The 9,991-nt window shown below is 67.6% G+C and carries 7 protein-coding genes; 2 read left to right on the top strand and 5 right to left on the bottom strand.

Annotation, left to right across the window (positions count from 1 at the left end; translation table 11 throughout):
- Positions 1 to 404: 404 nt before the first annotated feature.
- From K7W42_RS05360 to K7W42_RS05340, 5 genes are all read right to left on the bottom strand, one after another.
- The gene (locus K7W42_RS05360) at positions 405 to 1,124 is read right to left on the bottom strand and encodes an ABC transporter ATP-binding protein (RefSeq protein WP_224572921.1); all 720 of its coding nucleotides are present in this window, start codon (positions 1,122 to 1,124) and stop codon (positions 405 to 407) included.
- The gene (locus K7W42_RS05355) at positions 1,121 to 2,923 is read right to left on the bottom strand and encodes a branched-chain amino acid ABC transporter ATP-binding protein/permease (protein ID WP_224572920.1); all 1,803 of its coding nucleotides are present in this window, start codon (positions 2,921 to 2,923) and stop codon (positions 1,121 to 1,123) included. Before K7W42_RS05355 ends, K7W42_RS05360 begins: the two co-directional genes overlap by 4 nt.
- The gene (locus tag K7W42_RS05350; protein WP_224572919.1) at positions 2,920 to 3,966 is read right to left on the bottom strand and encodes a branched-chain amino acid ABC transporter permease; all 1,047 of its coding nucleotides are present in this window, start codon (positions 3,964 to 3,966) and stop codon (positions 2,920 to 2,922) included. Before K7W42_RS05350 ends, K7W42_RS05355 begins: the two co-directional genes overlap by 4 nt.
- Before the next feature lie 217 nt (positions 3,967 to 4,183).
- Positions 4,184 to 6,697 (bottom strand): putative bifunctional diguanylate cyclase/phosphodiesterase, encoded by a 2,514-nt coding sequence (locus K7W42_RS05345; RefSeq protein WP_224572918.1) that lies wholly within the window; start codon positions 6,695 to 6,697, stop codon positions 4,184 to 4,186.
- 467 nt (positions 6,698 to 7,164) lie between these two features.
- Complete coding sequence (locus K7W42_RS05340) at positions 7,165 to 8,280, bottom strand: helix-turn-helix domain-containing protein (protein WP_224572917.1); 1,116 nt, start codon at positions 8,278 to 8,280, stop codon at positions 7,165 to 7,167.
- A 114-nt stretch (positions 8,281 to 8,394) separates the two neighbouring features.
- Between K7W42_RS05340 and K7W42_RS05335 the strand changes: the two genes are divergently transcribed.
- Positions 8,395 to 9,195: a fumarylacetoacetate hydrolase family protein gene (locus tag K7W42_RS05335; protein WP_224572916.1), complete on the top strand. Its 801-nt coding sequence runs from the start codon at positions 8,395 to 8,397 to the stop codon at positions 9,193 to 9,195.
- 62 nt (positions 9,196 to 9,257) lie between these two features.
- Complete coding sequence (locus tag K7W42_RS05330; protein WP_224572915.1) at positions 9,258 to 9,986, top strand: hypothetical protein; 729 nt, start codon at positions 9,258 to 9,260, stop codon at positions 9,984 to 9,986.
- The last annotated feature ends 5 nt before the right edge of the window (positions 9,987 to 9,991 follow it).

Below are 9,991 nucleotides of genomic sequence, written 5' to 3'. Positions count from 1 at the left end.
CACTCTGCTCCGCGAGTTCACTTGTTTCAGTTTGAGGAGCGACCTCAAAGCCACTGACGACCGATGTGACAGCGGTTGCCAGTTCCATTGAGGAGCCAATCACGCCCTTCAGCTCTACTTCCGCCGCTGTCTCTGACGGACACTCACTGTGGTCGCCTCAGCTATTGAAGGGGTATGATCCTCCACCACGCTGAGTTTCGCTGTCAGGCCGCCGCAGTGAACCTACGTTGTAGGCCAGTGTCAGAGTTATTCCGATCCTGGCCCTCCGAGAATATTTACAGAGTGACGGCCTCATTTCCCGGCTCGCCCTCTGGAACAGCATCCTAGGAGGTCTGGTCCTCAAGACAAGCGCCGTCTCCTTGACCCTGTTCCAGCCTTCCTCCGACACGCCACCATCAGCCCAATCACGCCCCACCCAGGTAACTGGCCGTCAGAGCGGGGTTCTGGGCCAGGTCGGCGGCGGGGCCGCTCAGGGTCACCTGGCCAGTTTCCAGCACGTACCCGTGGTCGCTGATGGCCAGGCTGGCGCGGGCGTTTTGCTCGACCAGCAGGATGGTAACGCCCTCGGCGCGCAGCTCGGTCACGATGGTCAGGATGTCGCGCACAATCAGCGGGGCCAGCCCCAGGCTCGGCTCGTCCAGCAGCAGGAGGCGGGGCCGGGCCATCAGGGCGCGGCCAATGGCCAGCATCTGCTGTTCGCCGCCCGACAGGGTGCCGGCCAGCTGGGCGCGGCGCTCGGCCAGGCGGGGAAAACGGGTATACACCCGGTCCAGATCGGGCCGCCAGGTCTGGCGCCGCCGGGTGTAGGCGCCCAGTTGCAGATTGTCAGCCACGCTCATGCTGGCAAACAGGTCCCGCCGTTCGGGCACCAGGCTGATGCCGCGCGCCACCCGCGCCTCCAGCGGCATATCGTTCAGGGCTGCGCCTGCGTAAGTGACCTGACCGCTGCCCGGCAGGACGCCCATCAGGCAATTCAGCAGGGTTGTCTTGCCCGCCCCGTTGGCCCCAATGACGCTGACGATCTGGCCTGGCCGCACCTGCAGGCTGACCCCCGACAGCGCCTCAACCCGGCCGTAGCGCGCCCGCAGATCACGCACGTCCAGCAGCACCTCAGAAGCGCTCACGCCGCGCCGCCGGTGGGGGCCACAGGGTCGGCGCCCAGGTAAGCTTCACGCACCTGGGGGTCGCGCCTGACCTCCTCTGGAGTGCCCTCCGCCAGTTTCTCGCCGCCGGCCATGACCACCAGGCGGTCCACGAGGCCCATCACCAGTTCCATGTCGTGTTCCACGATCAGCACCGTCAGGCCCTCACCTCGCAGGCGGCGCAGCAGCGCGGCAAGGTCCGCCTTCTCGCCGTAGCGCAGCCCCGCTGCCGGCTCGTCCAGCAGCAACAAGGTAGGGTCGGCCACCAGGGCGCGCGCCACCTCCAGAATGCGCTGCTGGCCCAGCGGCAGGCTGCCGGCCAGAGTCAGGGCCTGGGCCCCCAGCCCCACCCGGTCCAGCTGCGCCTGGGCTTCGGCGCGCAGGGCGGCCTCCTCGTGGCGCTCCAGGTGCAGCAGACTGCGCAGGAGGCCGGCGCGCCCACGCGCGTAGCCGCCCATCATGGCATTGTCCAGCAGACTCAGTTCGGGCAGCAGTTTGACGTGCTGAAAGGTGCGCCCCAGGCCCCGGCGGTGAACCTGCGCCGCACCCAGCCGGGTGATGTCGTGCCCGGCATACTGGACCCGCCCGCTGCTGGCCGGATTCACCCCTGTGATGACGTTAAAGAGGGTGCTTTTGCCGGCGCCGTTGGGGCCGATCAGGCCCAAAATCTCGCCGGCGCGCAGCTGAAAACTCACCTCCTGCACGGCCCGCAGCCCACCGAAGTGCTTGGAGACCGCCTGGACCTCCAGCAGCGGGGCGCCGGGGGTCGGCACCGCGCGCCGGGGCAACGGCACGGGGGCCGGCAGGCGGGCCGGCGCGGCCGGGGGCAACAGCCGTTCCGCCAGCGGCCACAGGCCCCGGCGCGCGAATTGCAGGGTCAGAATCACCAGGGTCCCAAACACCACGATTTCAAAGCTGCCCTGCTGCCCCAGCAGCGCCGGTAGCGTGCCGCGCAGCCACTCGCGCAGGGACGTAATCAGGCCGGCGCCCAGCACGCCGCCCCAGACGTGCCCCACGCCGCCCACCACCGCCATAAACAGGTATTCGATGCCGGCTTGCAGCCCGAACGGCGTGGGGTTCAGAAAACGCTGGTTGTGGGCATACAGCCAACCGGCCAGCCCTGCCAGCCCCGCCGACAGCACGAACACCTGCACCCGCAGGGCAAAGGGACTGGCGCCGAACGCCTCGGCCACCAGCGGGCCGGTGCGCAGCGCCCGCAGCGCGCGCCCGGTGCGGCTGGACAGCAAAAACTGCGCGCCCAGCACACTCAGGCCCAGGCACAGCAGCGCCAGGTAGGCAAAGGCGCGCGGCGAGGTCAGCCGGGTCCCCAGCATGCTCAGGGCAGGAATGTCAGTCAGGCCAGTGTTGCCGCCCAGGGCCGGTGTATTCCCGAAGACGAAATACAGACTGATGCCCCAGGCAATCGTGGCCAGCGGCAGATAATGGCCCTGCATCCTCAGGGTGACCAGACCCAGCACCAGCGCCGTCAGGGCCGTCACCACCAGCGCGGCGGGCAGAGAGAGCCAGGGACTCCAGCCAGCCTGGGTGGTCAGCAGAGCAGTGGTGTAGGCGCCGACGCCCATAAAGGCCGCGTGCCCGAAACTGGTCAGGCCCACCACGCCCGTCAGCAGCACCAGCCCGGTCACCAAAGTGCCCGCAATCAGGATATTGACGAGTAGCGTGACCTGAAATTCGGGCAGCACCAGCGGCAGGGCGAGCGCCACCAGCACCGCCAGGGCCGTCAGGAGGGTTCGCAGAGGCAGAGCGGTGCGGGCGGTCATTCCTCGTCCTCGGGAATATGACGGGTGGTCAGCGAGCGCCACAGCAGGACCGGCAGAATGAGCGTAAACACGATCACTTCCTTCCAGGCCGATAGGCTGAAGCTGGCAAAGCTCTCAATGAGGCCCACCAGCACCGCGCCTGCCGCCGCCAGCGGGTAGCTGACCAGCCCGCCGATGATGGCACCGACAAACCCCTTGAGCCCGATGAGGAAGCCGCTGTCATAGGTCACGGCCACCGAAGGGCCGATGAGCATGCCGCCCAGCGCACCTATGGCGGCCGCCAGGGTAAAGGTCAGGCGGCCCGCCGCCGCCGGGCTGATGCCCACCAGGCGCGCGCCCAGACGGTTGACGGCTGTGGCCCGCAGCGCCTTGCCCGGCATGGTGCCGAAAAAGGCCCTCAGGCCCAGCATCAGGCCGGCCGACACCAGAATGACCAGCAGACTCTGACGTGACAGCGTGACCTGCCCCAACGCCGCCTGCCCCTCAATGAAGGCGGGGGTGCGCGACCCTTCGGGACCAAAAAACAGCAGCGCCAGGCCGGTCAGCAGTAGGTGCAGCGCCACCGAGGCGATCAGCAGCACCAGCACGGCGGCATTCTGCAGAGGCTGGTACACCACCCGGTACAGCAGCGGCCCCAGTGGCACCACCAGCGCCAGACTCAGCATCACCTGCCCCCACAGCGGCAATTTGAGGGGCGCAGCCCAGCCGGTGACCGCCCACACCAGGCCACCCAGGACCACCGCGCCCAGCAGGGTCAGGCCAGCGCGGCCGGTCTCGCGGCGGCGCAGCTGGCCGGCCGCTTCCAGCAGGGCGGCCAGTCCGAGTAGCACCAGCAGCAGCCAGAGGGTGCCCGGCACCTGCCCCAGTTGCAGGGCGGCCAGCGTCAGGGTGCCGAACACCACGAACTCGCCCTGCGGAATGAAGATGACCCGCGTGACCGCGAAAACCAGGACCAGCGCCAGCGCCAGCAGCGCGTACACCGCGCCGTTGGTCAGGCCGTCGGCCGCCAGCACGGGAAAGATGGCCGGATTAAAGATGTCCACGGCGGCCGCCGGAGCGGCTCTCCTGTTGGTTGTGCATAAGGCACCATACGGGCTGCGGCTGGGGCCCTCAAGCCGGGGTGGGAAGAGGAGTGCGATCTCTCGTCTTTCTGAGACTGGGCAAAGCTCAGCAGCCACGCCAGGAAGAGTCTCTGAACAGCGAACCGTTTCGCTGCGCAGCCCTGCTCTTCCTCTGCACGCCGCCAGGGTGCCTCTGCTCTCAGGATTGGTCCAGCAGCGCCTGCATGGTCTGCGGCCAGGTGTGCAGCCGCGCCTGAAACGTCTGGGTGTTCAGCGGCCGGCTCAGGTAAAACCCCTGCACCTGATCGCAGCGCATGGTGCGCAGCAGCTGCAGTTGCCCGGCGGTTTCCACTCCTTCAGCCACCACAGTGATGTCCAGCTGCCCGGCCAAGTCAATCACGGCCTGGGTCAGCACACGCTGCCGGGGGTCGTCTTCCAGCCCCTGCACAAAGCTGCGGTCCAGCTTGAGCTTATTGACCGGCAGCTGCTGCAACACGGCCAGCGAGGAAAACCCGGTGCCAAAGTCGTCCAGCGCCACGCTTAGGCCGCCAGCCTGAAGGGCGCGCAGCATGGCCCCCACGCGCGGGAGGTCCTGAATCAGCGTTTGCTCAGTGACCTCAATTTCCAGCTGGGAGGCGGCAACGGGATAGGCCGCTAAAAAGCGCTCGGCGCGGACGGCAAACTCTGGGGCGTGCAGTTCACCAGCACTGATATTGACGGCCACCCGCAGCGGCCGCCCCAGCTGCGCGCTGGCCCAGCTGGCCAGGCGATTGGCACGCAGCAGCACCAGCCGCGTCAACGACGGCATTAAGCCCAGCGCCTCAGCCAGTGGGATGAACTCGGCAGGCGACACCGGGCCGCGCTCCTCGTCGGTCCAGCGCGCCAGGGCCTCGGCGCCCACCAGCAGGCCGCTCTTCAGGTCCAGCACCGGCTGGTAATGCACGGACAGCTGGCGGCGCTCCAGAGCGTCCCGCAGCCGCCGCCCCAGGCGCACCCTGGCCTGGTAGCGGTCAGCCTGGCCCCGGTCCACAATGACGGCCGGCCCACCCACCTGCTGCGCCTGCTCTGCGGCCGCCTCAGCGTCGGCCAGGGCCAGGGCTGCGGGCGCGTCGTCACTCCAGAGGCGCTGCCCAGCGGCCAGATGTGGGCGCAGCGCCACCTCGCCAGCTGGCAGCGTCTGCGTGAGCTGGCCCAGCAACTCAGTCAAGCCCGCACCCCGCTCTGTCACGAAGGCCAGCACATGCTCGCTGACCCGGCCCAGCACGCTGCCTTCCGGCAGGGCCGAGAGCAGGCGGCTGGCCAGGGCATACAGATACTGCCTCAGGCCTTGCTCGCCGTGAAGCGCCAGGACCGGCGCCATATCGAGCACCCGCAGCGCGCAGAGGGTGCGCCCCGGCGACTGCGCCCACTGGTCAGCCAGTTTCAGAAAATGAGCGCGGTTGGGCAGCCCGGTGGCCGCGTCATGCAGCGAGAGGTGCTCCAGCTGGGCCTGAAGCTGATAGGTCCCAGTTACGTCGGTCAGGGTCATCAGTGTCCGTGCCGCGCCGCCCTCTCTGGGTAGGCCACGCAACCTGACCTGCAGCCAGCGCACCTGACCGTCAGGCGTGGTCAGACGGGCCAGACCCGACAGGGGCGTGGCCTCCGGCGTCTGCTGACCAAGCACCTGAAGCACCAGGGCCGGATGGATGGGCTGCCCGTGGGCGCCCTGCAGAGTCCCAGGCAACTCGGTCAACTTGAACCCAACCGCGTCTTCAGGCAGCCCCAGCAGCTGCGCGGCGCGGGCATTCAGGGTGCTGATCTCGCCGCTGCTGGTCGTCAGCAGCACGCCGTCGTTCAGGCTCTCGAAGATCAGGCGGTGCTCGGCCTCGCTGCGCCGCAGCCGCGCGTGCAGCTCGGCCTGCGTCAGTGCCGCCGCCAGCCGGGCAGCCACCTCGCGCCCCAGGGCCTGGTCAGCCGCTGTGAAGTTGCGCTCTGTGCGTGCCAGGGTGAGGGCGCCGTACACCTCGTCGCCGTAGACCAGCGCAAACTGCAGGGCACTGCGGAAGTGGAGGCTGCGGACAAACTCGTATTCTTCGTCGTCGCGGGCCGCCAGGCGCAACTGCCCTGGAGTCAGGTCCGTCAGGCGGTGGTCCGAGCGGTCCTGAATCACGGCGCGCACCGAACCAGGCGCTGTGCTGACCAGCGGACGCCGCAGCAAATAGGCGTGCAGCCGGGCGGCCTGCTCCGGGTCGGGGTGCGCGACTGAAAGCGGCAGCGGCGCGCCGTCCTCGGCGCGGTAGATTACGCAGTAGTCGGCAAATTGCTGTACCAGGGCGTCTGCTGCCTGCGCCAGCAACTCGGCCGGGTCGCTGATGGATTCCAGAAGGCCCGCCACATCGGCGTACAGCTGAAGCTGTTCCAGCCAGAGTTGTGGACCGGGTGCCTGCCAGAGGGTCAGGCGCAGCAGTGCATCTATGGTGTCTGGACTAGTGACGGCAGTGGGGTCACTTAACGTCAGCCACTTGCCCGGCAGATCAGGGATGGGGGCGCTGGCCTGAGCGCTGGAAGACGTTTCACTCACACTAACCTGATAGCCCAGGTCAGCGGCCGCCTGACAGAAGGCATTCAGGGCGCCCCGCCGCTCCTGTGGGGTGGCCGCCTGCCCTAGGGCACGCCGCAACGTCAGCAGGAGCATGACCAGAGAAGCCGTAGAGGGGGAGAGCGGGGCGGTCATGCCTGAGGGCCATGATGACATTTGGGTGAGGGGGAAGGGGCTTACCCCTGGCGGGGGATTTCACCTCGTCTCAGCATCAACCATTCATAGCGCAGGCTCTAGGGAAGGAAATAGGCGGCCAGAGCGCTTTGCGGTTCTTTTCTGGCCCTCCACGGGTGCTCCGATTCCGCTTTAGTAGAGCGCAGCCGGGCACTCACTGGCTGCGCCTCCAGATCGCAACATCCGTCCCTTTCCTCTCTTGCTGCGCTGAACTTTCACCATAGGCTGTAGGACGAACTCACACCATTGACGCAAAGGTTCAGGCTGGGCTGATCGGTGAAGTCGCTGTGACCCCAAGATCAGGTTAGGCACCGGAACCAGCTTTGTGACCCGACCTGCCGCGAAGCCCGGTGCATTGTCACGGCTCCTGGGTTGCTCGTCACGTGACGAGCAATTCAACGCGGACCCGATTTTATGCGTACAGCACTCTATTCCGACCTCAACCTCAGCCCATCCTCTGACGTTTCCGTGCTGGCAAAAGCCAGGTATAAGCGGGCCAGCAGGGCCGGGTCATGCAGCGGTGCCCCCAGGGCTTCCTCGGCACGCTTGAGTCGAGCCCGGACGGTGTTTACGTGTAAGCCCGTTTCCTGGGCCAGGGTGGTCAGGGTGCCGCCGCAGGCCAAATAACGCCGGAGGGTGCCCTCAACCCGGCCGCCGTCACCCAGGGCCGACAGCTGAAGCTGCACCTGCTCGCGCACCGTGCTTAGGGCGCCGCTGTCTAACAGGTGCGAGAGGGGGTCCATCTGCTGAAACAGGGCGGCGCCCCCTCCAGCCGCCACCGAGCGCAGGGCTTGCCGCGCCTGCCTGAACGCGCGGCCCACAGCGGCACTGCGCGCGTCCTCGGCTCTGCGGGCACTCACCCCCAGACGCACACTCCGGCCGGCAGAGGCCACCAGGGCCAGGCGCAATTCCTGGGTCTCGCGGTTCAGGTCCAGGCTGCGCCACAGCCACACGGCCAGGTCACCGCGCACGGTCGAGTGCCCCAGCAAACGCCGCTCCTGAAAGTACCCCTCGCCGGCCCCCGCCAGCACATCCAGTGCCTGTTCTCGTTCCTGGGCGCTCAGGGCCGCTGCCTCTGGCCCGGCAAAGACAGCGGCAGCCAGGGCAAAGGGACCATCCCCGGGGAGGCGGGCGTCCTGGCCAGCCAGCAGGGCGTCCAGCGCCCGCTCGCCCACCCGGCGGCGCGCCGCCCCCGCGGCGGCGGCCTGCAAGCGGGCCAGCAGGGCGTAGCCCGCCAGCACCGTCTGTAGGCCCACCCAGTCGGTCGGAAAGCCAGTCACCAGCGTGCCCACATGACGCCCAGCGTGTTCGAGGCGCTGCGTGATTAGAGGACCAGCCGCCCGTCCAGTGCTGGCCACCACATCACCCCAGCTGGCACGAATCTCGGCGTAGCCCCCGGTCCAGTGGACGGCCTGATCTACCAACGCCGTCTCTGGACGCGCAGAGGCTGCCGCCGCCTGTAACGCCGTCAGGGCCGCACCCAGGGCCGGATGCGCCAGCAACCCTGCTAGGGCTGAGGCGGGGTCGTCTCGCCGCTGGGCCATTGTGCCAATCTACACCCCGGCGCCGGGCCGCTGTGGAAGCCGACACCTGCGGCCCTTCAAGCCGCGCCTATGCTGACGGAAGAATCCTCTCGCTTTTCCCCACAGGAGTTTCCCGTGAAATACGCCCGTTTTATCGCCGGAGGCCGCGCCCTGAACGGCCACTTGCACGAAGGCCAGCTCATTGACGCCGCCGGCGTGGCTCACAACCCTGCACAGGTGCAGTTTCGCCTGCCCGTGGACCCACCCAAGGTCATTGCCCTGGCCCTGAACTACAACGACCACGCCGGAGAACTGGGGCTGACCCAGCCCAAGGAACCCGCTCTATTCTGGAAGCCCAACACCACCCTGCTACCCCACGGCGGCACTGTGATCTACCCGCGTGGCGCCCAGTTCATGCACTACGAGGTGGAATTGGGCGTGATTATCGGCCGCGACGCCCGCCGCGTGAAGGCCAAAGACGCGATGGACTACGTGGGCGGCTATACCATCGGCAACGACCTCGTGGTGCGTGACTACGTGACCAACACCTTCCGGCCGCCTATGCGCGGCAAGGGCTGGGACACCTTCGGGCCGCTGGGGCCGTATTACGTCACCGCCGATGAAATTGCCGACCCCCACAACCTGCGCCTGACCGCCCACGTGAACGGCGAGCTGCGGCAGGAAGGCAGCACCAGCGACATGATTTTCTCGATTCCCGAACTGATTGAGCACATCAGCCGCTTTATGACCCTGCAAAAAGACGATGTGATTCTGACAGGCACGCCCAAGGGCATTTCGCATGTGCGCCCCGGCGATGTGATGACGCTGGAAGTCGAGGGTCTGGGCGTCCTGCAAAACGACATTCAGGAAGAGGATGAGGGCGCCGACCCCATCACGGGTCAGGAGAGCAAGGAAGGCGAGTGGGACGGGCGCTGAACATGTGCGGGGCGTCAGCGCCTACTGCACGCCTCCTCATGTGGGGGGCGCAGCCTCAGGGCATGAAGACTGTTTTCTGCACTGCCCTCCTGAGCGTCTCTGCCCTGGCCTCGGCGGCCGGTTACGACATGAAGTCCACCCTGCAACTCGAGGGTCAGGCGGCCCAGCCGCTGCTGGCGTGGTGTGACGCCCCGAACGCGGTGATCACGCTCACCACCCCCCAGAGCGGGCAAGCCACCCTGACCATGCGTGACAAGCAGGCCAAAGGCCTGGGCCCTGTGCGCGCCTTCCCGGTGACGGTGGGCGACCCTGACCCCGGCGCTGGGCAGGTCTACACCCCTCTGTCCTGGAAAAGTGGTGGGGCGACCGTTGAGGGCTTCCTCCACACCAGCAACGTCGAGAACGTGCGCGACCCTGCTTACCGCATGACCCATGTCAATGAATTCAAGCTGGGGGACGTGACCCACCGCTGCCGCTACGTGCCGCAGGCGGCGTTTCTGGGCGCCACCGACCGCCGCGCCGTCATCATCTGGCAGCAGGGCGACCGCGTGACCTACGCCACCCGCAATTTCGACGGCACACCGGGCGTCTACGTCACGGGGGGCCGCCCGGTGGATTTTGGCACCGAAACCGGCTGGGGCTACGAGTTCACGGCCGGCGGGTACACCTACACCGTGGCGCGCGGCGACTTCTCCCCCCGGCCCCTAATGCGCCTGACGGTGCGCCAGGGTGACAAAGTCGTGCAGACCGAGCTATTCCACGCCTATTCCCTCAGCCTTCCCCAGCCCTGAGATGA

Origin of the sequence: Deinococcus betulae (assembly GCF_020166395.1) — a bacterium.
GTDB lineage: Bacteria > Deinococcota > Deinococci > Deinococcales > Deinococcaceae > Deinococcus > Deinococcus betulae.
The sequence above is the reverse complement of the archived record's forward strand: the minus strand, read 5'-3'. Positions and strand labels throughout refer to the sequence as shown.